Source organism: Micromonospora sp. WMMB235, from assembly GCF_001855515.1.
GTDB classification, from domain to species: Bacteria; Actinomycetota; Actinomycetes; order Mycobacteriales; family Micromonosporaceae; genus Micromonospora; species Micromonospora aurantiaca.
In genome coordinates, this window is the sequence record NZ_MDRX01000001.1 from 1151052 (window position 1) to 1175785 (window position 24734).

Here is a 24734-nt window from a genome sequence, read left to right on the forward strand (position 1 = left end):
CCCGATCACCCGGACTCGGCGTCAGCCCGCCGCTCTCGGGTGGCGAAGCGGACGGTGACGTCACGGCCGTTGGTCATCACGTCGGCCAATTTGATCTCAACGTCGGCCCGTACCACCTCGGTTCCTCGGCCGAACGACGCCGGCATCCGCCAGGTCCGCCACTTTCGCAGGGGCACTGCTGCTTCCTTCTTCTGCCGCTTGAGAGTCGCCTCGGCGGCGATGACGTCGGCGTGCCGCCCCTCAATGACCTCCATCAGTTCCGCACCTGCCGAGAGATGCTGCCGTACCCGGCGCACGCCGCCGACCCCGAACTTCAGCAAGCCTCGATGCCGGACCAGGTAAAGCAGGTATGTGCTGTCCTGCAAGGCGGCGAACGAGCGGTCGCCAGGTTCTGCGGGACACCGCGGACAGGACCGGTCACGGAGCCGCTGCCAGGATCCACATCGGTCGTGAACGCCCCAGGTGCCATGGGACCAGGGACCAGTCCGTCCGCCGCACCACGGCAATCCGTGCACGTCTCCCGTGACGTCGCTCCAGCCATCACGGCGATACCGGTCAAGCTCCATGCCAAGAGCGAACGCGGCTTGGAACTCGGCGGCGGCGCACGCGGGAATGACGTCCATGGACGTGAGACCGGCAAATCGACGAACCTGATCCGCGAGGTCGGGCTCGTGTAGGGGGCGGGCCAATAGGCGCTCACCGGACGCGAGAGCGTGGCCTGCCGACCGCTCGTCCAGACAGATATGGCACCGGGTGCGCCAACTGGTGCGACCGATCCGGTGAGAGCCACAGTTTCGGCAGCGGTAGAGGTCCACCCCGGTGCGCTCCGGCAGTAGATGGAGGCGCTCTGTCCGCTCTATCACCAAGGCAGCACATCGTCCACAGTGGGCATACCACGCGATGTCTGGGCCGCGCCCGCGTGAGCCCGCCCGACCGTGGACTTCGTCGCCGCAGTTGACGCAGACTACGATGGCGGGCAGGCGGGTCTTGGGTTTGCGATCCGTCACTTTTTCGTCCCGGCAGAGCGGCGGCCGACGTTGCGAGCCGCTTGGACGGCGACCGCCTGCGGGGTGCCACGCCGACCGCCAGCCGCCCAGGACACTTCGCTGTATTCGTCCCACCGCCTGTCGACTGCAGCAGCGTCAGCCGTGGAGTCGAGCAAAATACTGAAGTTGTAGCCGGTGGCGTTCATCTGGGCCCAGATGGCATTGGCGATGTCCGCGTACCGCTCATCGTTGTCACAGTCAATGTGAACCGTGACCTTACGCATCTTATCGGGCCCCCGAGTTCGGCACGGTGAGGCCGAGACAGCCATTGGGAAGGTGGTCGTTGCGGTGCCCCATCCAGAACACGACATCAAGCACCCGGAGTCGGCTGACTGAGGGGGGCAGCCCGGCTTCCTTGTGCAATACGTCGAGCCGCTGCATCAATATCCCGCTATCTTCGCGTAGCTTGCAATGCAGCCATCTCCAGAATCCGCTGCGGGTACGGTAGGCGCAGGAGACGACGCGGTCGTAGACCGGAACGAGCCTCGGACGTTTCCGGGCGAGCAGCTTACCCGCGATGACCCAGTCGATGCCGGTCGCAGCACGTAGCAGGCGCCATGCGGCATCTGCGGAACCGCCGCCGACGATGTGCTCAAGCGCGGCGTCCTCGCCCAACTCGACGCGGACCGGGATGCTGGCCAACGCCGCCGACACGTCATGACCAAGTTGGCCCTGAAGGAGGTCCAGCCGCTGCCATGGGCCGATGGTCACACTGAGCAGCTCGACCGCGATGATGTCCTCGGCGGTGATGGTATGCGCTACCTCGGGACGAGATCCGCCGCCACCCAGCACGTCGAATTGCCCTCCGGTGAACGCGGCATCTCCACTCCCGTGGAAGTAGCGGCGGAGGTCCGTGACCGACTCGGGTGCATCCAGCACGGCCAGAATCTCCGCGAGGGTGAGGGGTTGGCGCATGCCTTCCTTCCCGATGGAATTCCTAGCCATCAATGCCGGGATACCCCGGCCTCTTCGTTGGTGATGGCCTGGTCGTAAAACCAACGGAGGTGCCCGATCAACGCCTCCCGAGTCTTCACGTCAGCCAGGACGTCGAGGGGAAAGCCGGGACGCAGTGCGAGCTTGGCGACCGCGATCTTCACGCCGGCCAGTTCGTTCAAGCGCTGGCGAAACTGCTCACGCAGCGTGATGTCATCGAACGGGATCCTTGTGCTGAGATGTTGGAACACGATCTCGAACTTCCCGCTCGGATAGATCGTCGCAGGCCAGATGTTGCCGAGCTGATGGTCCTTACCGCGTGCCATGAGAAAGCACGACGTCTCACCTCCAGATCCGTAGAGGAGGGTGCCGCCCATGCCGGCCCAGGCTTCCAGCACCGCGACCGTGCCAAGCGCGACGTGTGTGTCCTGCAAGTCGCGCAACTGCTCAAGGAAGCGATCGTCCAGGGAGCTATTGTGGCGGGATCGTGGCCGAAGGAGTTGATCCGACCCGTCCTGTTGCGGCATGCCGGCGAGCTGGGCCAGTTCCAGCACACCTATGCGTTGGGCCTGACTGGCCCGACCGTACTTGTCGAACTCGACACCCTCGTCACGGAGTAAGTCGTGTGGATCATCAGTGCGGGACGGGTCGAGCCAGCGGAAGTTCGGTGCCACCACTCCCTCGGCCTGGAGCACACGGTGCGCGTGAGGCGCGGGATGGTTCGCTAGCCGGGCACCGACCGAGACGGGGTGGCTGCCGATCAGCGCGGCGAGATCTCCGTACGAGGTCCAGGAGCCGGCAGGCAACGCGGCGAGCGCGGCGTTCATGACGTCCCAAGGCACCTCGGACTTGTTACCCGCTTCCTCTGTGGGGCCGGGCCAGGTGGCGATGATGCGCTCCGCGAGCGCATCCGCGCGAGCGTGGATCTCGGGCCGCCCCCAGCGCTTCTTCTCGGCGATCTCCCGGTTCAGCGCAATCCCGCTCTTGCCGAGCTGTGCGCGCTTGACGAGAAAGGAACTGTTGCTCAGCTCCGCGTTGTAGCCGGTCAGGGTGAGGTTGCCCAATGTGTGTACCAGAGCGTCATGCACCTCGGCGAAGCTCTCCTCGCCCTGCAGGTCCTCGCCCAGCATCTGCCGCCACTCCGCAGTCGGGCTCTGCGGCATGACATGCTCGATGGTGAGTGACGTCGGGGCCACCGGCTCCTTGCTGCCGAATGACTCCTCCAGCCACTGAAGCACCAGCTTGCGCTGCGTCGCGCGTCCGTTCAGGTAGAACGGGACCGAGCGCACCGACTCCCGCAGGTGGCTATCGGTGGCGTAGTACTTCCGGCCAACCGACAGGTATGCCCGCACTGCCTCGTCGACCGGTAGGTCCTTTCGCATGTCGGTGACGATGCGTAGCAGGACCCGGTTGATGCTCGCGGTAGCGCGGCCGATCAGGAGGCGCCGCACGAAGTAGCTCTCCACATACAACATCGCGGAGGCGATCTGGCCGGAGGTTGCCGTTCCCTCCTTACGGCGGTCCAACAGATGCAGCAGCAACGGCAAGACAGTCGTCGTGTCCCACGCGTTGAGCCGAGCCAGACGCCGTCGTACCTCCGGGTCGCCTTCCTCCTCGGGATGCAGGATGATCCGCAGGAGGGCGCCGAGACGGCAGAATCGACGTACCTCGGCCTCGATCTCGACCTCGGTGTGGAGTCTGTTGAGCCGGCCCTGCTGACCTACGTAGGTGTCGGTCTGCTTCACCTCGGGGTTTTGGTGCACCAGGTCGAGCCAGAACAACTGCTCCAGCTCGCCGGAGTTCAGCTGCTTCTGTAAAGGGAACCACAACGAGTCATAAACCGCTTCGCCCCGTGTCGGCAGCCGCATGAACAGGTAGTTGCGGAGTAGATCGGCCTGGGTGAGCTTCAGGCCGGTGTTGTTCAGCGACTCGAAGATTCGATAGACGTTGTCGCCGGCCTGGGCCACGACCGAGACCAACGCCATCCCCGAGATGACAGCGTCCTCGATGCGCTCGATGTCCAGCGGGTCTTCCGGGTCGTCCACGGCGACCAGTTGCGCCGCGAAGAACCGGTACGCAGCACCCACCCGGTCACTTCCACCAGCCTGCGGTGTTGCTTCCAAGCAAGCCTCGTACGCGGCGCGATCGGCCTGGGTGGGAACGAGTTTCATCCGATGCGCCGGCTTGTACTTGTTGATCAGGTATTCCTGGTCGATCCGGTTTCGATGGTCGGGATCCTCGTGAGCGGCCCGATGGTCGCGGATAGCGCAGAGAAGGATCGAGAGGGTGGTCAGCCGCTGCTGACCGTCGACCACCAGGAACTCGGAGACCGAGGGCCCATGCGTAGGGCTGGGAGCGAGCACGAGCGAGCCGATGAAGTGCGTCAGACTCGGGCTTTCGGCACGATCTTCGGCCAGTTTGATGATGTCCTCCCACAGCCTCCCGAGCTGAGACTCAGACCACGAGTACGTCCGCTGGTAGAGCGGTACTCGATACTGCTTCGCGCCCTCCAGTAGCTCCCGCAGTGTCGTCTCGTGTGCCGCGACCATGCACTGACTCCTTGCCTCGTCGGGAAGTCTCGCGGTAGCAGGACGAACCGTCCCCTACGCGGAGCAGCCCACGATAGGCGCGATTCGACAGAACTCATTCACAAAGGTCTGTCGTTCTTGCGACACGAGCGAATTGACGGAACATCAATGGCGGACGTGCAGGGCCTCCTCCCCCGTACAGCCGGGACGACCCAACGGTCAGCGGCTCCATATGGACATGTGGACTGACGCCAACCGCCAGTCCGCATGTCGCCGGCAAGGCACTCCGCCTGGCCGGCCCCCAGCGACCCTGGAACGCCTGACCCGGCCACCGCTTGAGCCGCTGCAGGTATTCGACACAGCCGGACCGCGACGGCCCATTCGACAGCGACAGATTCATCCGCCGGCAGCTCGCCCTCAAGGTGGATCTGACACCGCACACCCTCCACCCCCGGCTCCTCTCGTGATGAGAGAACATCCCCGATGCCGGCCAGTCAGGACTCACGTGTCGCGCCTGCTCGCGGTGTCAGACTGCGGGTATGGACGAATTGACGGCCCACGTACGGGCGTTCGCGGAGGAACGTGACTGGCAGCAGTTCCACACGCCGAAGAACCTCGCCATGGCACTCGCCGGCGAGGTCGGAGAACTGGTCGCCGAGTTCCAGTGGCTGACCCCGGAGCAGGCCGGTGCGGTGATGTCGGATCCCGAGGCGGGCGCACGTGTGCGGGCGGAAATCGGCGACGTCATGATCTACCTGACGAGACTGGCGGACGTCCTCGGCATCGACCTGACGGAGGCCGCAGTCGCCAAGTTGGCCGAGGTGTCCGTCCGCTATCCGGCTGGAGAAGTCAGAGGTTCTGCGGCCAAGCGATAGCGGGGCGTGCCGGAGAATGATCTCTCCGCTACAGTCCACCCGGTACAAGCGCGTAACGACGGGCTTCCGGTCGTCGCCGGACACGCCCCCCATGCGCACGATCATTTCGTGCTGCCCGGGGGCAAGTCGTGTCAGCCTTTCGCACCTCCGCCGACGGACTGCTGCGCTACGCGGCAGGTGGCGCCCTCGCCGACCGGACCGCGGAGCACATCGGGCACAACGTGAGTGCCTCCGAACGGCGGTCCTGGGAGCGGAGCCTGCCGGTGCTCGCCCAGGATCTCGCCGACGCGGGTCTCGGGCAGGTCGAGATGCTCGTGGAGTACCAGCTCCCGCTGACCAGCAAGCGGATCGACGTCGTCCTCGCCGGAACACATCCGAAGACGGCCGAGGACTCCTACGTCGTGGTGGAGTTGAAGCAGTGGTCCCGGGTCGAGTCGTACGAGGGATCAGAGAGCCTGGTCCTGGTCGAGCACGCCGCCACCCCTCGGCTGCATCCAGGTGTGCAGGTCGAGGACTACTGCGAGTACCTCGCGGACTTCCTCGGGGTGCTCGCCCATTCGCGCAACCCGATCGTCGGGGCCGCCTACCTGCACAACGCCGTCGACCGCGACATCGACGACCTCTTCGCCCGGCCGGCGACGGAGCAGAGCCGGATCTTCACCAAGCAGCGCCGCGGCCGGTTCCTCGACTACCTGCGCAGCCACCTGGCCCCCGGCTCCGGCGCGGCCGCCGCGGACCGCTTCCTCACCAGTTCGGTACGCCCCAGCAAGCACCTGCTGTCCTACGCGGCCGCCGAGCTGAAGGACCGGTCCCACTTCACGCTGCTCGACGAGCAGCGCCTGGCGTACGAGCTGGTGTTGCACGCCGTGGAGCGTGCGCGCAGCGCCGACCGCAAGTCGGTAGTGGTGGTCGCCGGCGGGCCGGGCAGCGGCAAGAGCGTCATCGCGTTGTCGGTGCTCGGTGAACTGGCCCGGCAGCAGCGCTCGGTCATGCACGCGACGGGTTCCCGGTCGTTCACCCAGACGCTGCGGCGTTACGCGGGCAAGGGCTCGACCCGGTTGAAGAACCTGTTCGGTTACTTCAACAGCTTCATGACCGCCGAGCGCAACGGCCTCGACGTGCTGATCTGCGACGAGGCGCACCGGATCAGGGAGACGTCGGTCAACCGGTTCACCCCGAAGGCGAAGCGGGACCGTGCCCGGCCGCAGATCGACGAACTCATCGCCGCGGCCCGGGTACCGGTCTTCCTGCTCGACGAGCACCAGGTGGTCAAGCCGGGCGAGTTGGGGAACGTCGACGTCATCTCCACGTACGCGAAACAGCTCAATCTGGACATCGAGGTCGTGTCTCTGCACGACCAGTTCCGGTGTGGCGGCAGCGAGGCGTACGAGGAGTGGGTCGTCGACCTGCTCGGCCTCGACGGCGGCAAGCCGTCGGTGTGGGCCGGAGACGGACGCTTCGACCTGCGGCTGGCGAGTTCGCCGGAGGAGATGGAGGCGTTCCTGGCCGCGAAGCAGGCGGCCGGGGAGACGGCGCGGATGTCGGCCGGGTACTGCTGGCCGTGGAGCGACCCGCTGCCGGACGAGTCCCTGGTCGCCGACGTACGGATCGGTGGTTGGGCGCGTCCCTGGAACGTGAAGAGCGACCGCAGCGTCGGCGACGCGCCGGGCAGCGCGTTCTGGGCCACCGATCCGCACGGTTTCGGCCAGGTCGGTTGCGTTTACACCGCACAGGGCTTCGAGTATGAGTGGTCCGGTGTCATCCTCGGACCCGACCTGGTCGCCCGCGACGGCCGGCTGGTGACCCAGCGGGCGGAGTCGAAGGACCCCGCATTCCGCAGCCGCAAGTCGCTCAGTGACGCGGAGGCCGACCGCCTGATCCGTAACACCTACAAGGTGCTGATGACGCGAGGCATGCGCGGCACGATCCTGTACTCGACGGACGCCGAGACCCGGGCATGGCTCAACTCGCTGATCCGCGTGGAACGTGGTCTCGAGACGATCTACGAGCCGAGCGGTGGTTCATAGTTCCCAAGGAATTGCCGGTTCGGGGCACGGCCGGGTCACCAGTCGCGGGCCCACTCCGGCGGCGGTACGACGGCGAGCTGCGGCTCCCCGCTGACCGATTCGAGCGCGTGCACGATCCGCAGGTCCCCGTCGGCGGCGGCGTCGGAGTCGGTCAGCACCCGGCCGCTGCTGCCGTCGGCGCTCACCAGCACCCACCGGTCAGGATGGATGCCGCCGTCGTCGACGAGCGCCCGTACGCCGAACGCGCGGGCGATGGTGACCGCGAGGTCATGTTCGCGCAGACCGGTGGCGTCGGCCAGTTCGGTGTCGCCGGTGAGGATCCACCCGAAGCCCTCGTCTTGGTCGGGCGGGTTGAGCATCGCCACCGGCCGCGGGTCGTCGACGGCCCGGTCCTCGATCCGCCCGACATACACTGCCTCCGGCGCGACGCCGTACTCCAACAACAGGAACGCGCGCAGGGCATCCGCCGGCAGCTCGGCGTCGAAGTGGATCCGATACCGCACTCTCTGCCCCTCTCCGAGGTCCGCAGGTAACGCGTCACAGTGCTTGCCCCGGCAGCCCGCCGGAGAGTTGGCTGTCGTGTATGGCCCGCATCGCGTACCACGACGCCGACGCCGAAGCGTTCGCCGCGACCCGGCACCTCACCGACGACGGTCTCATGGCCTGGCGTGCCGCCGTCACCCGGCACCTCGTACCGCGCCCGGGGATGCGACTGCTCGACCTGGGCGCCGGGACCGGCAGCTGGGCACACGCGTTCACCGGCTGGTTCCCCGGCGTCGAGGTGGTCGCCGTCGAACCGTCGGCGGCGATGCGCGCCCGCTGCGCGTTCTCGCCACTCGTAGCAGGCGACGCCGGGCACATCCCGCTGGCCGACGGGAGCGTCGACGCCGCGTGGCTGTCCACGGTCATCCACCACGTGCCCGACCTGGCCGCCGCGGCGCGCGAGCTGCGCCGGGTACTGCGGCCGGGCGCACCGGTGCTGATCCGGTCCGCGTTCGCCGGACGGCACGAGGCGATCACGCTGTTCGACTACTTTCCCGAGGCGATCCGCGTGCTGGGCACGTACCCGGGCATCGCCGACGTCGGGGCCGCCTTCGCCGCCGCCGGGTTCGCCGCCGCGGCGGTCGAGCAGGTCCCGCAGGTCACCGCATCCTCGCTGCGAGAGGCGGCGGCCGGCCTGCGACGGGAGGCGCACACGCCGCTTCAGCTCATCACCGATGCGGAGTACGCCGCAGGCGTCCAGCGGTTGCACGAAGCAGCACAGGCGGACAGCGGCCCGGTGATCGACGCACTGGACCTGCTGGTGCTGCGCTGATCCCGGCGTCAGGCCCAAGCAAGGTTAGGGTGGGGCGATGGACCCTCGTCAGTGGACGGTCGTCGGAGCGCCGTCGAGCGCAGGCGCCCACACCCCGGGTATCGAGCGTGCACCCGCCGCCCTGCGCGCCGCGGGTCTGCTCGACCTGCTGGGCGCCGACGTGGAGGACGCCGGTGACGTGCCGGGCTTCCGGTGGCGGCCGGATCCGGCGTACCCCAGGGGTCAGAACGCGGGCGCGGTGGCCGCCGTCGCCTCGGCGGTGGCCGACCGGGTCGCGGCGGCGCTGGGCCGGGGGCGCGCGCCGCTGGTGCTCGGCGGCGACTGCACGGTGACTGTCGGCCTGGTCGCCGGTTGCGCGCGGGCCGGGCTGTCGCCCGCGCTGGTGTACGTGGACGGCGGGCCGGATCTCTACACGCCGGAGACCCGCGCCAACGGCAACCTGGACGCGATGGGGCTGGCGCACATGCTCGGGTTGCCGGGGACGCTGCCCGAGGTGGCGGGTGTCGGGCCGGCGGTGCCGCTGCTGTCACCGGAGCGGGTGGTGGTGTACGGGGACTCGCTGCCCCGGGGTGACCACGAGCGCGAGCTGGTGGCCGAGCTGGAGCTGGCGTACGTGCCGGCCGACGAGGTGCACGCCGACGCGCGGGCGGCGGCGCGCCGGGCCCGGTCGGTGGCCGAGGGTGCGGCCGAACGGTTCGTGGTCCACTTCGACGTGGACGTGCTGAGTTTCGTGGACGCGCCGCTGGCTGACGTGCCGGAGCCGTTCGGGCTCAGCCTGGACGAGGCGGCGGCGACGCTGACGGAGCTGGTGGCGAGCCCGCGGTTCGCCGGGTTGTCGGTAACCGAGATCAACCCGGACCATCTGCCCGACGACGAGCTGCTCCCCCGGTTCGCCGGCGTGCTGGCCGGGGCGCTGACCGGGCGCTAGGCGGTTTCCGCGAGGTGCAGCGGCAGCACCTTCGCGGCGCTCACCGCCAGCTCGCGGTCGAGCACCTCGTCGCGGGGCACGAAGACCATCGCCTGTCCCTCGCCGAGCACCACGTCCTCCTGGCGCGCGTCGGTGGCGCCGCGGAACACGTACACGTTGACGGTGTGCGGGAAGCCGTCCTCGTGCGGGCGGGGGCCGCTCCACAGCAGGTGCAGCTCACCGGCGGTCAGCCCGGTCTCCTCGCGCAGCTCGCGCCGGGCGGCCTGCTCCGGTGTCTCGCCGGGTTCGATGCTGCCGCCGGGCAGGCTCCACTGGTACGGAGAAACCGGCGCGTTGCCGTCGCGGTGCTGCATGAGGATGGCGCCGGACGGGTCGACGAGCAGGACGAGAGCGACGTCGTATGCGGCCACGCCCCGAGCCTGCCACGCGGCACCGGCGACGCACAGTCCCCGACTTTCCGCCACGCCGATCGAAAGTCAGACTCGAAGCACCGAAAGCCATAGACATATCGACATGGCTTTTGTAGCGTCGGCGCACAGGCGATAAGGAGTACGACCATGTGCTACGGATTCGACGGACAGACGGCGCTACGGCAGTCGCTGGACCGGCGCGACCTGCTGCGCGGCTCCCTGGCGGCGCTCGCCGGGATCGGGCTCGCCACCGGGCTCGGCGCGACCGCGGCCCAGGCCGGCGGGCACCATCACGGCCGGCGCCCGGTGCCGAAGGAACTGATCAGCCTCCAGCTCTGGACGGTCCGCGACGCGCTCAACGGCTCGCCCGGCTACGACGCGACGCTGGCGCACCTGGCCCGCATCGGCTACCCGCGGGTCGAGCTGGCGCTCGGCTACTTCGGCCGTACCGCCCGGGAGCTGCGCCGCTTCCTGGACGGCATCGGCATCAAGGCCAGCTCCAGCCACGACGGCATCGCCGCCGACGCCGCCGCGCTGGAAGAGAAGATCGCGAACGCCCGGACGCTGGGCCAGCGGTTCATGGTGGTGCCGTACCTGAACTCCGACCGCGAGGACGACTGGAAGCGCTGGGCGGAGCAGATGAACGTCGAGGCCGCCGCCGCGCGCAAGGCGGGCCTGCGGTACGGCTACCACAACCACGCGCACGAGTTCACCATCGACTTCGGCAACGGCAGGCGGCCATGGGACGTGCTGACCGAGGAACTCGACCCGCGCCTGGTGCACCTGGAGATCGACATCTACTGGGCGGTCACCGGCGGCATCAACTCCGGCGAGGGCGTCGACGACCCGGAGGGCTTCACGCTCGACGTGATCCGCTCGGCGCCGCAGCGGGTGTTGCAGTACCACGTCAAGGACCGTGACCCGGCCACCGGCGACATGGCCGACCTGGGCACCGGGATGATCGACTTCGCGCGGATCTTCCGGGGGCACCAGGTGATGGAGTACATCGTGGAGAACGACACCCCTGATGTGACGCCGCAGCAGACCGCCGCCGTCGGCTACCGCTACCTGCGCCGGCTGCGGTTCTGACCCGCGGCGGGGGCACTGACCACCGCCGGACGTGACACGCTCGGGGGTGGCCGCGCCGACCGAGGGGGTACGCGATGACCGACGAGCCGGACGACGTCCACTACGACCGCCTCTATCGCGACGCCGAGCGCCCGCCCTGGGAGATCGGCGGCCCGCAGCCGGCGCTCGCCGCGGTCCTCGACACCGGGGTACGCGGCCCGCGCGTGCTCGACGTCGGCTGCGGCACCGGTGAGCTGGCGCTCGCGCTGGCCCGCCGCGGCCACGACGTGACAGGCGTCGACATCTCACCGGTGGCGATCGACCAGGCCCGGGCCAAGGCCGCCGCGGCGGGCCTGCCGGTGCGCTTCGAGGTGTGCGACGCGACGGCGATCCCGGTGCCGCCGGTGCCGTACGACTCGGTGTTCGACTCCGGCCTGCTGCACTCGCTGGACCGGCGGGGCGCCGCCGTACGCGACTACCTGGCGCTGCTGCCGCGCCTGACCGCGCCCGGTGGTGCGGTGTTCGTCCTGGCGGTGTCGCCGGAGGCGGGCGAGGGCTGGGGCCTGGACGCGGACACGCTGCGCGCGGCCTTCCCCGACCCGCTCTGGACGCAGGTGACGGCCGAGCGGATCGACGTGCTCGCGAGGGTCGGCGGCGCGGACCTGCGCCTGGCCGGCAACCTGCTGCGCGCCACCCGCTCCCCCGCCGGCCCGTAGCGCGCCCGCCGCGACACCACCGCAAGGACGGCGAGCGGCGTCAGCGACGCCAGTGCTGGCGTGGGGAGTAGCCCTCGCGGCGCAGCCAGTGTTCGGTGTAGACGATCCGGTCGGCCTCGATCACCACGAGCGGGTCCTCGGGCGGCTCGGACAGCGACCGGCCCCGCTCGGCGTGTTCGTTCTCCCAGCGGAACGCGGCCCAGTGGCGGGCCCGGTCAGGGTGCTCGGGGCCGAGCACCCGGGCGGTGCCGAACACCTGCGCGCCACGGCTGCTGGCCAGGCCGACCAGCGGCGCGAAGACGCCGACCGACACCCGCGGATCGGCGGCGATGTTGCGCATCTTCGGCGAGCGTGGCGCGGCGGTGAACATCAGCGTGAAGTCGAGTGGGTAGTAGCGCACCGGCGTAGCAAGCGGCCCGTCCGGCCCGACGGTGGCGAGCACGCACATGTTCTGCGACGACAGCAGGTTGAGGATCCGTTCCTCCAGGCGGTCCCGGTCCAGCTTCCTCGTCGGCGTCGGACCGGTCAGCCAGGGGTTCGTCAGCGGCACGGTGCGTCCTCGATCATGACGGCACCCTACCGGCCGGGATCAGGCGACCGGCGCGGTGCTGGCCCGCATCACGACCTCGCCGGGCAGGCGCACGATCCGGCGGCGGCGACCGGCGTTCTCGGTCAGGGCCAGCTTCATCGCCTCCTCGCCGAGCCGGTGCAGTGGCAGCGCCACTGTGGTCAGCGGCGGGGTGAGGTCACGCACGACAGGGATGTCGTCGAAACCGGCGACCGAGACGTCGCCGGGCACCGACAGCCCGCGGTCGCGCAACGCCGCGTACGCGCCGACGGCCATCACGTCCGTGCACGCGAACACGCAGGTGGCGTCGAGGCCGCGGTCGAGCAGCTCGGTCATCGCCCGGTAGCCGCCGTCGCGGGTGAACGCCGCCTCGGCCACCGCGCCCGCGTCGAGCGCCACACCGGCGGCGGCCAGCTCGTCGCGGAACCCGCCGAGCCGGTCGGCGACTGTGGTCAGCTCGGGCGGGCCGGAGAGCACCGCGAAGCGGCGGTGCCCCAGGCCGAGCAGCGCGCGGGCCAGCTCGGCGGCGCCGGCCCGGTTCTCCGGCAGGACACTGTCGACCTTCAGGGTGCGGTGCCGGCTGACCACCGCGACCCGGCCACCGCCGTCGAGGTAGGGCGCCAGCTCGGCGGCCATGGCCCGCTCCCAGCGGGGGTCCTCGAAGCCGGAGCCGATGAGCAGGATCGCCGGGGCGCGTTCGGCGCGCAGCATCGACACGTACGCGATCTCGCGTTCCGGGTCGCGGAACGTGCTGGCCAGCATGACCAGCAGGTCGTTGTCGGCGGCGACGCGCATGACGCCGCCGGCGACGGCGGCGAAGTAGGGGTCGGTGACGTCGTGGCAGACCACGCCGACGCTTCGGCGGGACGCGCCGGCGAGCGCGCGGGCGTGGGCGTTCGGGGTGTACGCGAGCCGTGCGGCGGCGGCCAGGACGCGGTCGTGCAGGTGCGGGGTGACGCGCCTGCCGTTGAGGGCCCGGGAGGCGGTGGCCAGTGAGACGTCGGCCGCCCTGGCCACGTCTTCCAGCGTCACGTGCGACATCGATGCGTCTCCCTGCGGAACGTCTTGACCCGGTGTTCCGGCGTGGCTACGGTAGCACCCTGAAAGCGCTTACTGAAAGCGCATTCACCGCCGGGAGGCACAGTGGAACGCACGTCCGTCGGCATCATCCTCAACGGCGTCACCGGCCGGATGGGCTACCGGCAGCACCTCGTCCGGTCCCTGCTCGCCATCCGCGAACAGGGCGGCGTGCCGGCCCGCGACGGCAGCCGGATCTGGCCCGAGCTGACACTCGTGGGCCGCGACGAGAACCGGCTCGCCGAGATCGCCGGGCGGCACGGGCTGTCGGCGTACACGACCGACCTGGACGCGGCCCTCGCCGACGACGCCCACCAGATCTACTTCGACGCGCAGGTGACCACCCAGCGGGAGAAGGCGATCCGGGCGGCGATCGAGGCCGGCAAGCACGTCTACACCGAGAAGCCGCTCGCCGAGGGGTTCCTCGCCTCGCTGGAGCTGGCCCGGCTCGCCGCCGCCAAGGGCGTCCGCAACGGCGTCGTGCAGGACAAGCTGTTCCTGCCCGGCCTGCGCAAACTCAAGCGACTCGTGGACGGTGGCTTCTTCGGCCGGATCCTGTCCGTGCGCGGCGAGTTCGGCTACTGGGTGTTCGAGGGCGACTGGCAGGCCGCGCAGCGCCCGAGCTGGAACTACCGCGCCGAGGACGGCGGCGGCATCACGCTGGACATGTTCCCCCACTGGCACTACGTGCTGGAGCAGATCATCGCCCCGGTCACCGCCGTCACCGCTGTCACCGCCACGCACATCCCCGAGCGCGTCGACGAGACCGGCACCCGCTACCGGGCCACCGCCGACGACGCCGCGTACGGCATCTTCGAGCTGGCCGGTGGCATCGTCGCGCAGGTCAACTCCTCCTGGGCGGTCCGCGTGCACCGGGACGAACTGGTCGAGTTCCAGGTCGACGGCACGCACGGCAGCGCCGTGGCCGGGCTGCGCGACTGCCGTATCCAGCACCGGGGCGCCACCCCGATGCCGGTGTGGAACCCCGACCTGCCGGTCACCGAGGCGTTCCGCGCGCAGTGGCAGACAGTGCCGGACAACGGCGAGCACGACAACGCCTTCAAGGTGCAGTGGGAGGCGTTCCTGCGCCACGTCGTCGACGACGAGCCGTTCCCGTGGGACTTCCTCGCCGGCGCCCGGGGCGTGCAACTGGCCGAGGCCGGGCTGCGCTCGGCCCGCGAGGGGCGGCGGGTGACGATCGAGGAGATCCCCCGGTGAGCACGCACATCACGCTTCCCGCACCGGGCGGCGGCACCGAGCGGCTGACGTTGCGGGAACCCCCCGCGTGGCGACGGCCGTCCGGGCCACCGGCAACCCGGATCGCGTACGCGGCCGCGCACGTCGTCGCCGACCCGTACGCCGACAACTCCCCCGCCCGCCCGGCGGGGCTGGACTGGGACGCGACGCTCGCGGTGCGGCGTGACCTGTGGTCGTGGGGCCTCGGTGTGGCCGAGGCGATGGACACCGCGCAGCGCGGGATGGGGCTGGACTGGTCGGCCACCCGCGAGCTGATCCGGCGCAGCGCCGCCGAGGCCGCCGCGTGCGGCGGGCGGATCGTCGCCGGGGCGGGCACCGACCAGCTCACCGGCGTGCCCGGCACGCTCGACGAGGTGGTCGCCGCGTACGCCGAGCAGGTCGCCGTGGTCCAGGAGTGCGGTGCCACGCCGGTGCTGATGGCCAGCCGGCACCTCGCCGCGCTCGCCACCGGCCCGGAGGACTACCTGCGCGTCTACGAACGGGTGCTGCGGGAGGCCGGCGCGCCGGTGGTGCTGCACTGGCTCGGCGACATGTTCGACCCGGCACTGTCCGGCTACTGGGGCTCGACCGACCTGGACGAGGCCACCGCCACGTTCGCCGCGCTGGTGCACGCCCACGCCGACCTGGTCGACGGGGTGAAGGTGTCGCTGCTGGACGCCGGCCGGGAGGTACGGCTGCGGGAGCTGCTACCGCCCGCGGTGAAGGTCTACACCGGCGACGACTACCACTACCCGGAGCTGATCGAGGGCGACGGGAAGCGGTTCAGCCACGCGCTGCTCGGAGCGTTCGCGGCCATCGCCCCGGCCGCGTCGGCCGCGCTGGGACGGCTCGACGCGGACGATCCGGCCGGGTTCCGGGCGATCCTCGACCCGACGGTGCCGCTGTCCCGGCACCTGTTCGCCCCGCCCACGCCGTACTACAAGACCGGCATCGCGTTCCTGTCCTGGCTGAACGGACGGCAACCGGGCTTCACGATGGTCGGCGGCCTGCACGGCGGGCGCGGCGTCCCGCACCTGGTCGAGGCGTTCCGGCTGGCCGACGCCGCCGGGCTGCTGCACGACCCGGAGCTGGCGGCGCGGCGGATGCGCGCGTACCTGGACGTCGCGGGCGTGCCCGGATGACCGCCGATGCCCGGCTGGCGCGGCTGTCGCTCAACCAGCGCACCACGCAGCGCTGGTCGGTGGCCGAGGCGGTCGACGGCTGCGTACGCGCCGGCATCCCGGCGATCGGGCTGTGGCGCGAGCCGGTGGCCGAGATCGGCGTACCGGCCGCCGCGCGGCTCGTCGCGAATGCCGGGCTCCGGGTGTCGTCGCTGTGCCGGGGCGGGTTCCTCACCGCCGCCGACGACGCCGGCCGGGTCGAGGCGCTCGCCGACAACCGGCGCGCGATCGACGAGGCCGCCGCGCTGGACGCCGCCTGCCTGGTGCTGGTCGTCGGCGGCCTGCCACCCGGCTCCCGCGACCTGGCGGGTGCCCGGCAGCGGGTCGCCGACGCGCTGGCCGAGCTTGCGCCGTACGCCCGCGAGCGGGGGGTACGCCTCGCGCTGGAGCCACTGCACCCGATGTACTGCGCCGACCGGGCGGTGCTGTCCACGCTCGGGCAGGCGCTCGACCTGGCCGAGGCGTTCCCGGCCGAGCAGGTCGGCGTCGTGGTGGACACGTTCCACGTCTGGTGGGATCCGGACGTGTGGCGGCAGATCGCCCGCGCCGGGGCACGGATCGCGAGCTTCCAGGTCTGCGACTTCCTCACCCCGCTGCCGGCCGACGTGCTGCTGGGCCGCAGCATGATGGGCGACGGGCACATCGACTTCCCGCCGCTGCGCCGCGCGGTGGAGGCCGCCGGGTACACCGGTGACGTCGAAGTGGAGATCTTCAACGCCGAGGTGTGGGCCACCGACCCGGACCGTGTCCTCGCCACCATGATCGCCCGCTACGTGGAGCGGGTGCTCACCGACTGACCCAGCGTGACGAGTCCGGTCTGTCGGACTAATCAGGTGGCCACTCCCCGGGATCCGGGGGCAGGATCGGGATCATGCCATCCCCGCACATCACCACCCCGATCACCACCGACCTGCTGCGCGGCGCGCTCGACCTGGAACAGACAGCGGACGGGGTGCTGCCGCACCGGCTGCCCGCGTGGGCCCGGGCACAGAACACCGACCCGCAGCTGACGATGGCCGAAGCGATGCCCTCGGGCGTACGGCTGGTGTTCCGTACCCGCGCCACAGTCGTGGAGCTGGACGTGCTGCCCACGAAGATGGTCTACCGGGGCACCGGCCCGCGTCCCGACGGCCGCTACGACCTGGTCGTCGACGGCCGTCTCGCCGGTCAGGCCACCGCCGACGGCGGCAAGGTGCTCACCATCGACCTGGCCGCCGGCACGTCCGGCGTCGAGCCGGGTCCGGTCGGCACGGTGCGCTTCACCGACCTGCCCGCCGCCGACAAGGAGGTGGTGATCTGGCTGCCGCACCGGGAGATCACCGAGCTGGTGGCGCTGCGCACGGACGCGCCGGTCGAGCCGGCCGACACGGGTGGCCGCCGGGTGTGGCTGCACCACGGCAGCTCGATCAGCCACGGCTCGGACGCGGAGAGCCCCACCGGCACCTGGCCGGCCGTGGCCGCCACGCTCGCCGGCGTGGAGCTGGTCAACCTGGGGTTCAGCGGCAGCGCGCTGCTCGACCCGTTCACCGCCCGCGCGATGCGCGACACCCCGGCCGACGTGATCAGCGTCAAGATCGGCATCAACCTGGTGAACAGCGACCTGATGCGGCTGCGCGCGTTCGGCCCCGCCGTGCACGGCTTCCTGGACACCATCCGGGAGGGGCATCCGCACACGCCGCTGCTGGTCGTGTCGTCGGTCCTGTGCCCGATCCAGGAGGACACGCCCGGCCCGGGCGCGGTCGAGTTCGTCGACGGGAAGGTCCGGTTCCGTGCCACCGGCGACCCGGCCGAGGTGGCGTCCGGCCGGCTCACGCTGCGCGTCATCCGCGCCGAGCTGGCCCGGATCGTGGCGTCCCGGTCCGGCGCGGACCCGAACCTGCACTACCTCGACGGGCTGGAGCTGTACGGCGAGGCCGACTACGCCGAACTGCCGCTGCCCGACGAGCTGCACCCCGACCCGGCCGCCGACCGCCGCATCGGCGAGCGGTTCGCCGCGCTGGCGTTCGGCCCGAAGGGACCGTTCGCCGCAGCGGAATGACTGACGGCCCATCACGGCGCGGTGTGACCCAGGTCACGCCGCGCCGTGATCCGTCGGAGGTGCCGTGAACGACCAACTGAGCGTGGGAGGAAGTCGACAGGACGAGGAGCGGCTGCTGCGGCGGGTCGCACGCGCCGACCTGGACGCGTTCGACGAGCTGTACCGGCGTACGTCGCCGTGGCTCGCGATCCGGCTGCGGCGGCGGTGCGCGGACGACGGCATCGTCGCCGAGGTCCTCCAGGACACGTACCTGACTGTGTGGCGGGCCGCCGGCTCGTTCAGCGGGATCCGGCCCTCCGGCGGCGCGGACGCGCCCGGTGGCTCGGCCGCCGGCTGGATCTGGACCATCGCGGCCCGGCGCCTGGTCGACGCGCTGCGCCGCCGCGCCCGGGTGCAGGAGGTGCCGACCGACGTGCTTCCGGTCCGCAGCGCGCCGGCCGCCGAGGACCAGGCGCTCGCCGGGTCGTTCGGCTCGGAGGTGGGCGCCGCGCTGGACGCCCTCGCACCGGAGCTGCGGGCGGTGCTCGCCGCCATGGTCCTGGACGGGCTGACCGTCCGGGAGACCTCCGTCCTGCTGGGGGTGCCCGAGGGCACCGTGAAGAGCCGGGCGCGGCGTGCCCGCAACGCGCTACGGGAGGCACTGGCATGACCGCTCACGTTCCCCCGCCGGCACTGGCCGCGTACGCGGCGGGCAGCCCCGACGACGCCGCCACCTGGACGATCGAGGTGCACCTGGAGGGTTGCGCCGAGTGCCGCGACCGGCTCGGCGAGCTGGCCGCCCCGCCACTGCGCGCCCTGCTCGGCGACGCCCGGGAGGCGATCCTGGAGCAGGCCCGCACCGGGCCGCAGCCGGTGCGCCGGCGCCCGCTGCGACGGTGGTGGCTGCGCTGGACCGACTGGTCGCTGCTGGCGTGGGCGGCCATGACGTGCACGGCGATCCTCGCCGCGGTGCTGCTGGACCGCAACTACCCGGAGCAGCCCTCGGCGGTGCTGCTGCTGGCACCTGTGGCGCCGCTCGCAGGGCTCGCGGTGGCCTGGTCCCGCCGCGCCAACCCGAACTGGGAGGTGGTCGCCGGCACCGCCCGCGCGGGGCTGGAACTGCTGCTTCGCCGTACCCTCGCGGTTCTGCTCCTGGTCGCGCCGGTGCTCGCGGTGGCCGGGCTGGCGGTCGGCCGCAACCCCGCGCTGTGGCTGCTGCCCTGCCTGACGTTCACCGCCGCGACGTTGCTGCTCGGCAGCCGCGTCGGCGTGCCGCTGGCCGCCGCCGTCCTCGGCGGTGGCTGGCTCACCGTGGTCGCGGCCGTGTCGTTCACCGGCGACGCCGACGCGGCCCGCGCCGCCGCCGCGACCGAGGCCCTGCTCCGGCCCGCCACCATGCCCGCCTGGGCGGCGGCCGCCGCCGTGCTCACCCTCCTGACCACGCTGCGCGCCGAACACCTGCGGCGGCCCGCCGCCTGGCGCTGACCGGAAAACCGCACCACCACGACACGGCGCCCGTCCGGTGCCGCGACCGACCCTGCCCGAGAAGGAGACGACATTGGTACGCGCAGTGAGCGCCGACGAGGTGGCGCCGACCCGGCACGCCTGGCGGATCGAGGCGGTGGGACTGTCGGTGAAGGCCGGGCGGCACCTCGCAGTCGACAACCTGGGCCTGACGCTCGGTGCCGGCGTGCACGGGCTGCTCGGCCCGAACGGCGCCGGCAAGAGCACCCTGATGCGTGCGCTCGCCACAGTGGTCAAGCCGCACGCCGGCGTGCTGCGGCTGCTCGGCGCGGACGCCACCGCGTCCCGTGAGCTGCGGCCGGTGCGCCGCCGGCTCGGCTACCTGCCGCAGCAGTTCGGCTACTACCCCCGGTTCACCGTCCGGGAGTACGTCGAGTACGTGGCCTGGCTGCGGGAGATGCCCGCCTCGGCGGTGCCGGGCGCGGCCCAGCGTGCCATCGACCGGGTACGCCTCACCGACCGGGCCGACGCCAAGCTCAAGTCGCTGTCCGGCGGCATGCTGCGCCGGGCCGGCATCGCCCAGGCCATCGTGAACGAACCGGACCTGCTGCTGCTCGACGAACCGACTGTCGGCCTGGACCCGGAACAGCGGGTCGAGTTCCGCGAGCTGATCCGGGAACTCGGCGCGGACGCCTGCGTTCTGGTCTCCACCCACCTGGTGGAGGACGTGGTGGCGGCCTGCTCCGACGTCATCCTGATGGACCACGGCACCCGCGTGTTCCAGGGCCTGCCCGCCGACCTGATCCGCCACGGCGAGACCGGCGGCGTCGGCGACAGCGCCGCCGAGCGCGGCTACTCGTACCTCCTCAAGCAGCACCGGAGCGCCTGATGATCCGACAGGTACGCATCGAACTGCGCCGCTCCAACGCGCCGGCCGTGGCGGTGCTGCTGCTGGCCGTCGGCGCCCTCGGCACCGCCAGCATGTACAGCTTCTGGCAGGGCCAGTGGCTGCGGCTGGGCTACGTGCACGCCTCCGACGTGTTCTTCCTGATGCCGCTCGCGCTCGCCGGTGGCGCGGTGCTGGGCCGCCGGGACCGGCGTACCCGCGCCGAGGAACTGATGAACAGCACCGGCCGGCCCCGCTGGCAGCGCGCGCTACCAGCGATGGCAGCGCTCGGCGTCGCCGTCGCGGCCGCGCACCTGCTCGTGCTCGCCGCCAGCGCGGCGGTGGTCGCCTCCGGCGGCGCCCACCTCGGCGTACGCGGACTAGCCGGGCCCCTGATCGACGTGCTGGTGCTGGTGGGCGCGGCCTGGGTCGGCGTGGCGGTCGGCCGGCTGTGGTCCTCACCGCTGCTGCCGCCGCTGCTGGCCGCCGCCGGCCTGGTCGCGCAGGAGGGCACCGCCATGCTCGGCGGTACGGGCAGCCGGCTGACGAACGCGTCCCTCATGATCTCCTGGCCGCCGGATACCCCGTGGGAGACGCTGTCCGACCGGCTGCTGCTGAGCCGCCTCGTGCTGGGCGCCGGGCTGGTCCTGGCCGGCCTGCTGCTGGCGGCAGGCAAATCCTGGCTGACCAGGGCCGGCGCGGCGGCGAGCCTCGCCGGTGGTGTGGCGGGTCTCCTGCTGATCGGCGTACCGGGCCCCGCCGGCATCTGGCAGCTCGATGCGGAAGCACGCCGCTACGTCTGCGCCGACGGCACGCCGCAGGTGTGCGTCACCGCCGTCAACGCGCACCTGCTGCCCGAGGTCACCACCGAGGCCCGGCGAGGGCTGCACGCGCTGGCGAAGCTGCCTAACGCGCCGACCCGCGCGGTGGAACTGCGGCTGGACACCATCGGCAGCAACGACAGCGAGCAGTGGCACCGGCCCGAGCCCACACCCGGCACTGTGCAGTTCCACCTGGAGGTCGATCCGGACACCGGCCGGGCCGCGGACGTGGCCGAGCGCATCGCCATGGGCGGCGGCACCCGGTGGTCCGGTTGCGGGCGCAGCGGCGACGACATCGCCCCGGCGATCGTCGCGGCCTGGCTGCTGGACACCGACACCGTGCGGCTGTGGGACTCCTGGACCGGATACCGGTACGCCGACGAGCAGCAGGAGGAGATCCGGGCCGGGGTGCGGCAACTGCGCGCGCTGCCCGAGCCGGAGCAGTTGCGGCGGGTCACCGCGCTGCGGGACGCGGCCACGCGGTGCGAGCCGGACCTGATGCCGGCGCTCACCGGCCGGGCCGCGCCGTGACCCGCTGGCTGCCGCTGTACGTGCGGTCCCGCCGGCTACCCGCCGCCATGGCCGGATCGGCAGTCGCCGTCGCGGTGATGACCGCCTCCTGGTCCGCCTTCAGCGACCGTCCCGAGGTGCCCGCCGGCCTCGCCGTGCTCACCACCGCGATGGCGGTGGCACCGCTCGGGCCGACGCTCGCCGGCACCGACCCGGCGCTGGAGCGGACCGCCGCGTGGCAGTGGGCGCCGCGCCGGGCCGGGCACCTGCTCGCGTACGGCGCGGTGGTGGTCGGGCTGCTGGCCGCCGCCCGCATGCTCGGCGCCGACTTCGGGCCGCTGTCCGTGCTGGCCCGCAACACGGCCGGGCTGACCGGGCTGGTCGGACTCGGGGCCGCGCTCGCCGGCGCGCGGGCCGCCTGGCAGGTGCCGACCGCCTGGGCCGCGCTGGGGGCTTTCCTGGCCGCACCGGGCGGACCGGAGTGGCGGCAGGTCGCGCTGTGGATGGCGCAGGAACCGGGCAACCGGATCGCCGCCGTCACCGCCACGACGTTCCTCCTCGGCGGCGTCGTCGCGTACGCGCTGCGGGTGGGACCGCAGGTCGCGGCCGCCGAGGCGGCGCTGGAACAGTGACGTGCCGGACCTCGTCGCGCGCCCACAGCGCGCGGCGAGGTCCGGTCAGTCGCTGTCCGCGGCGGCCCACGCCGACACGACGCGCCGCGTCGGGTCACCGCCCTCCGGTCCACGCAGCCGGTCGGTGAGCAGGAATCCGGGCAACCGGAACCGGGCCGCGTGCTCCCGCTCGGCGAGCCGGTACGTGCCGCCGCGCCGATCGGGCTGCCATCCGTGCCGCAGGGCGTACTCGATGACGGCGCGTACGTCGGCCGAGGTCGGGTAGGCGTCGTCGACGGCACAGGGCGACCAGCGCGTCCCCCAGGTGGTCGACAGCAGATCTGCCTGGAGCGCCTGGCCCCTCTTCCCGCCGCCCCAGATCCGGAGCCGGATGCAGCGGTGGCAGTCCGTGTCGCCCCGTACCTCGCGGATCTCCGCCCGCCAGGTGAAGGCGCGCCCGTCGATCCACAGTCGCCGCAGCCGGATGCGCACGGCCCGATCATCCGGGACGGCGCCCGCCGTCGCGACGGGTTTTCCCCGGGTCGACGTCAGGCCGGCGGTTCCGTCCGCCGGTGGCGGGTTTCCTCCTCCGTCGTTGTCAGGTCAGCGGCACCCAGCCCAGGGTGGTCATGCCGGACAGGGCGGTCGCCTTGAGACCGGCGTCGGAGACCGTCCAGAGCACACCGTCGATCATCAGCGAACGGCGGATCGGCGCCCACTCGCCGCCGTCGGCCAGGACGCCCGGGTGGTCGACGGCACCGGCCACTGTGAAGCCCTTGTCGCCGATGCGCAGCGCCAGCACACCGCCGGACGGCGGGCGCCTGGTGCCGTCGGCGCGGTCGGTGACCACGCCCGGCTGCCGCACCGGGAGCACCACCAGGCGCTCGGGCTCCCAGTACAGGAACGCGTGCGGGTCGTGCTCCGCTTCGGACCAGCCGCCCGGGACGTGGTGCTGGGCGATGCGCGCCGGACGGGCCGGGTCGGCCACGTCGAACAGCGACACCTGGGTGCCCGTCACCCGTCCCCGGTCCGTCGCGTCCTGCCCGACCCCGATCAGGCGGCCGTCGCCGGCCGGGTGCAGGTACGCGGAATAGCCGTTGATCTTCAGCTCGCCGGTGACCCGGGGCGCGGCCGGATCGCGCAGGTCCACGCCGTACAGCGGGTCGGTCTGCCGGAACGTGACCACGTAGCCGGTGCCGCCGACGAACCGCACCGCGAAGATCCGCTCGCCCTTGCCCAGGCCGGTCACCGCGCCGACCCGCTTCAGCGTGGCACCGTCGGCGCGCAGCACGTAGACGCCGGACTGCGAGGACGTGCCGCGCCCCCAGGTGTCACCCGTCGTGGTCGCCACCCGGAGGTGACCGTCCCACTCGGACAGCGCGTACTGGTTGATCAGCCAGCCGGGCACGGACCCGGCGGCGACGAAGCGTGGCGTGCCCGCCGCGGTGTCGAACTGGTAGATCTCGGTGCTGGTGTCACGTGCCCCGGACGGTCCGCCACGCCACATCCGCCAGCGGTGGTCGTTGGCGACGTAGAGGCGTGCGCCGTTGCTGTAGACGGTGTCGCCGTCGGCGACCACGGTGACCGGGTCACCGGCACCGAGCGCAGCCGCGCCCAGGTCGAAGCTGAGCACCGTCACCATCGACGCGCCGGAGAATCCGGCCGGACGGTTGACCCGGTCGCAGCCGACCCGCCCCGTGCCGACGGTCCGGACGCTGTCGCGGATCTCGTAGCGGGGCAGCCAGTCGTCGAGCGTGGCCTTGTCGATGACCGCCCGGTTGGCGGCGATCCGCTGGGCGTCGGTCCGGCGACCGGACGGGTACGGGAAGTCGAGCCGGGGCGCGGACCGGATCACCACACGGGCGGTCCCGCCGGACTGCCGGGCGTCGACCAGGAGACCGTCCATCCGGTACTCCCCCACCACCCGGGGCGGTCCGGCGAGGTCCACCAGGACGAGCCGGGCCTGCGGGGTCGCGCCCGGGCGCGTCTGCCCGTCCGGTACGGGGCCCTTGACGGTCCGTCCGGCGTGCAGCAGCACGAGCGCCCGGTCACCGTGCAGCAGCAGGCTCCCCTCGTCGCCGGAGAACCGCTCGGCATCGGGGTCGAGCGCCAGCCGGCCGGTCACGCGGCGGCTCGCCGGATCGACCACCGACAGCACGCCCCGGCTGACCGTGACGATCCGCCGCCCGTCGGTCTTGACCAGGTCCGGTTCGTCCACGCCGGCCTCGTGCACGTTGGTGCCGGAGAAGTCGGGCGTGGACGCCGACGCCGCGTCCTTGGCGGCGCCGCCGACCGCCGCCCGTTCCGCGCTGAACTGCATGCGTACGTCCGGGCCGAGACCCCACGGGCCGACCGCCGCCTTTGCGGCCGTGCGGAGCTGCCGCAGCGCCTCGTCGCAGCCGTCGAAAGCCACCAGCCGCAGCCCGCCGGCCGGTACGACCCGCCCGGTGGGCGGCGGGTCGGCGGCCGGCGGTGACGCGGTGCAGCCGGCGAGAGCCAGCGCGGCGGTCATCGTCC

Annotated in this window: 25 protein-coding genes; 15 read left to right on the top strand and 10 right to left on the bottom strand. The window is 71.8% G+C overall.

The annotated features are described in order from the left end of the window. Window positions 1-5: 5 nt before the first annotated feature. The 4 genes from BFV98_RS04950 to BFV98_RS04965 form a co-directional block, all read right to left on the bottom strand. Window positions 6-254 (bottom strand): hypothetical protein, encoded by a 249-nt coding sequence (locus tag BFV98_RS04950; RefSeq protein ID WP_013286211.1) that lies wholly within the window; start codon window positions 252-254, stop codon window positions 6-8. Between the two features lie 749 nt (window positions 255-1003). Beyond that, the gene (locus BFV98_RS04955; protein WP_013286210.1) at window positions 1004-1270 is read right to left on the bottom strand and encodes a hypothetical protein; all 267 of its coding nucleotides are present in this window, start codon (window positions 1268-1270) and stop codon (window positions 1004-1006) included. A 1-nt stretch (window position 1271) separates the two neighbouring features. Beyond that, window positions 1272-1961: a DUF6308 family protein gene (locus BFV98_RS04960; RefSeq protein WP_071095118.1), complete on the bottom strand. Its 690-nt coding sequence runs from the start codon at window positions 1959-1961 to the stop codon at window positions 1272-1274. A 29-nt stretch (window positions 1962-1990) separates the two neighbouring features. Further along, window positions 1991-4528: a DUF262 domain-containing protein gene (locus BFV98_RS04965; RefSeq protein WP_030272415.1), complete on the bottom strand. Its 2538-nt coding sequence runs from the start codon at window positions 4526-4528 to the stop codon at window positions 1991-1993. A 518-nt stretch (window positions 4529-5046) separates the two neighbouring features. On the opposite strand from BFV98_RS04965, the gene BFV98_RS04970 reads away from it, so the two are divergent. Together BFV98_RS04970 and BFV98_RS04975 are read left to right on the top strand one after the other, a co-directional pair. Then, window positions 5047-5382 carry a nucleotide pyrophosphohydrolase gene (locus BFV98_RS04970; protein ID WP_013286207.1) on the top strand — a complete coding sequence of 112 codons (336 nt, stop codon included), beginning with the start codon at window positions 5047-5049 and terminating at the stop codon, window positions 5380-5382. A gap of 128 nt (window positions 5383-5510) precedes the next feature. Beyond that, window positions 5511-7409: a DUF2075 domain-containing protein gene (locus tag BFV98_RS04975; protein WP_071095119.1), complete on the top strand. Its 1899-nt coding sequence runs from the start codon at window positions 5511-5513 to the stop codon at window positions 7407-7409. Between the two features lie 35 nt (window positions 7410-7444). On the opposite strand, the gene BFV98_RS04980 is transcribed toward BFV98_RS04975, so the two are convergent. Continuing rightward, window positions 7445-7912: a hypothetical protein gene (locus BFV98_RS04980; protein WP_071095121.1), complete on the bottom strand. Its 468-nt coding sequence runs from the start codon at window positions 7910-7912 to the stop codon at window positions 7445-7447. Between the two features lie 80 nt (window positions 7913-7992). Here BFV98_RS04980 and BFV98_RS04985 point away from each other — a divergent pair, with 80 nt between their 5' ends. Both BFV98_RS04985 and BFV98_RS04990 read left to right on the top strand, forming a co-directional pair. Beyond that, on the top strand, window positions 7993-8724 hold the full coding sequence (locus BFV98_RS04985; RefSeq protein ID WP_071095126.1) for a class I SAM-dependent methyltransferase: 732 nt from the start codon (window positions 7993-7995) through the stop codon (window positions 8722-8724). A 37-nt stretch (window positions 8725-8761) separates the two neighbouring features. Beyond that, on the top strand, window positions 8762-9652 hold the full coding sequence (locus BFV98_RS04990; RefSeq protein ID WP_071095128.1) for an arginase family protein: 891 nt from the start codon (window positions 8762-8764) through the stop codon (window positions 9650-9652). Here BFV98_RS04990 and BFV98_RS04995 read toward each other — a convergent pair. Then, entirely contained in the window at window positions 9649-10062 is a 414-nt protein-coding gene (locus tag BFV98_RS04995) for an NUDIX domain-containing protein (protein ID WP_071095130.1), read from the bottom strand. The two genes, BFV98_RS04990 and BFV98_RS04995, sit on opposite strands and share 4 nt — an antisense overlap. 147 nt (window positions 10063-10209) lie before the next feature. On the opposite strand from BFV98_RS04995, the gene BFV98_RS05000 reads away from it, so the two are divergent. Continuing rightward, on the top strand, window positions 10210-11151 hold the full coding sequence (locus BFV98_RS05000; protein ID WP_071095132.1) for a sugar phosphate isomerase/epimerase: 942 nt from the start codon (window positions 10210-10212) through the stop codon (window positions 11149-11151). 74 nt (window positions 11152-11225) lie between these two features. Next, window positions 11226-11846, top strand: coding sequence for a bifunctional 2-polyprenyl-6-hydroxyphenol methylase/3-demethylubiquinol 3-O-methyltransferase UbiG (locus BFV98_RS05005; RefSeq protein ID WP_071095134.1), 621 nt, complete (start codon window positions 11226-11228; stop codon window positions 11844-11846). 40 nt (window positions 11847-11886) lie between these two features. Here BFV98_RS05005 and BFV98_RS05010 read toward each other — a convergent pair whose 3' ends face one another. Together BFV98_RS05010 and BFV98_RS05015 are read right to left on the bottom strand one after the other, a co-directional pair. After that, window positions 11887-12396 (bottom strand): pyridoxamine 5'-phosphate oxidase family protein, encoded by a 510-nt coding sequence (locus BFV98_RS05010; RefSeq protein ID WP_013476891.1) that lies wholly within the window; start codon window positions 12394-12396, stop codon window positions 11887-11889. A gap of 39 nt (window positions 12397-12435) precedes the next feature. Next, a complete protein-coding gene (locus tag BFV98_RS05015; protein ID WP_071095136.1) occupies window positions 12436-13455 on the bottom strand; it encodes a LacI family DNA-binding transcriptional regulator in 1020 nt (339 codons plus the stop codon). A 102-nt stretch (window positions 13456-13557) separates the two neighbouring features. Here BFV98_RS05015 and BFV98_RS05020 point away from each other — a divergent pair, with 102 nt between their 5' ends. The 9 genes from BFV98_RS05020 (at window position 13558) to BFV98_RS05060 (ending at window position 22238) form a co-directional block, all read left to right on the top strand. Beyond that, the gene (locus BFV98_RS05020; protein ID WP_013286197.1) at window positions 13558-14709 is read left to right on the top strand and encodes a Gfo/Idh/MocA family protein; all 1152 of its coding nucleotides are present in this window, start codon (window positions 13558-13560) and stop codon (window positions 14707-14709) included. Further along, window positions 14706-15869: a dihydrodipicolinate synthase family protein gene (locus BFV98_RS05025; protein ID WP_071095138.1), complete on the top strand. Its 1164-nt coding sequence runs from the start codon at window positions 14706-14708 to the stop codon at window positions 15867-15869. The genes BFV98_RS05020 and BFV98_RS05025 overlap by 4 nt, the downstream gene beginning before the upstream one ends. After that, entirely contained in the window at window positions 15866-16705 is an 840-nt protein-coding gene (locus tag BFV98_RS05030; protein ID WP_071095140.1) for a sugar phosphate isomerase/epimerase, read from the top strand. The genes BFV98_RS05025 and BFV98_RS05030 overlap by 4 nt, the downstream gene beginning before the upstream one ends. Window positions 16706-16779: 74 nt before the next feature. Continuing rightward, complete coding sequence (locus BFV98_RS05035) at window positions 16780-17946, top strand: SGNH/GDSL hydrolase family protein (RefSeq protein ID WP_071095141.1); 1167 nt, start codon at window positions 16780-16782, stop codon at window positions 17944-17946. Window positions 17947-18010: 64 nt separating this feature from the next. Then, window positions 18011-18595 (top strand): RNA polymerase sigma factor, encoded by a 585-nt coding sequence (locus tag BFV98_RS05040; protein WP_143025312.1) that lies wholly within the window; start codon window positions 18011-18013, stop codon window positions 18593-18595. After that, a complete protein-coding gene (locus BFV98_RS05045; protein WP_047891917.1) occupies window positions 18592-19410 on the top strand; it encodes a hypothetical protein in 819 nt (272 codons plus the stop codon). Before BFV98_RS05040 ends, BFV98_RS05045 begins: the two co-directional genes overlap by 4 nt. A 73-nt stretch (window positions 19411-19483) precedes the next feature. Next, window positions 19484-20278, top strand: a complete 795-nt coding sequence (locus BFV98_RS05050) for an ATP-binding cassette domain-containing protein (RefSeq protein ID WP_071095143.1) — start codon at window positions 19484-19486, stop codon at window positions 20276-20278. Further along, entirely contained in the window at window positions 20278-21627 is a 1350-nt protein-coding gene (locus BFV98_RS05055) for a hypothetical protein (RefSeq protein ID WP_071095145.1), read from the top strand. Before BFV98_RS05050 ends, BFV98_RS05055 begins: the two co-directional genes overlap by 1 nt. After that, window positions 21624-22238, top strand: a complete 615-nt coding sequence (locus tag BFV98_RS05060) for a hypothetical protein (RefSeq protein ID WP_071095147.1) — start codon at window positions 21624-21626, stop codon at window positions 22236-22238. Before BFV98_RS05055 ends, BFV98_RS05060 begins: the two co-directional genes overlap by 4 nt. A gap of 45 nt (window positions 22239-22283) precedes the next feature. On the opposite strand, the gene BFV98_RS05065 is transcribed toward BFV98_RS05060, so the two are convergent. Further along, entirely contained in the window at window positions 22284-22709 is a 426-nt protein-coding gene (locus BFV98_RS05065) for an integrase (protein ID WP_071095148.1), read from the bottom strand. A gap of 106 nt (window positions 22710-22815) precedes the next feature. Next, complete coding sequence (locus BFV98_RS05070) at window positions 22816-24729, bottom strand: beta-propeller domain-containing protein (protein WP_071095150.1); 1914 nt, start codon at window positions 24727-24729, stop codon at window positions 22816-22818. Between the last annotated feature and the right edge of the window lie 5 nt (window positions 24730-24734).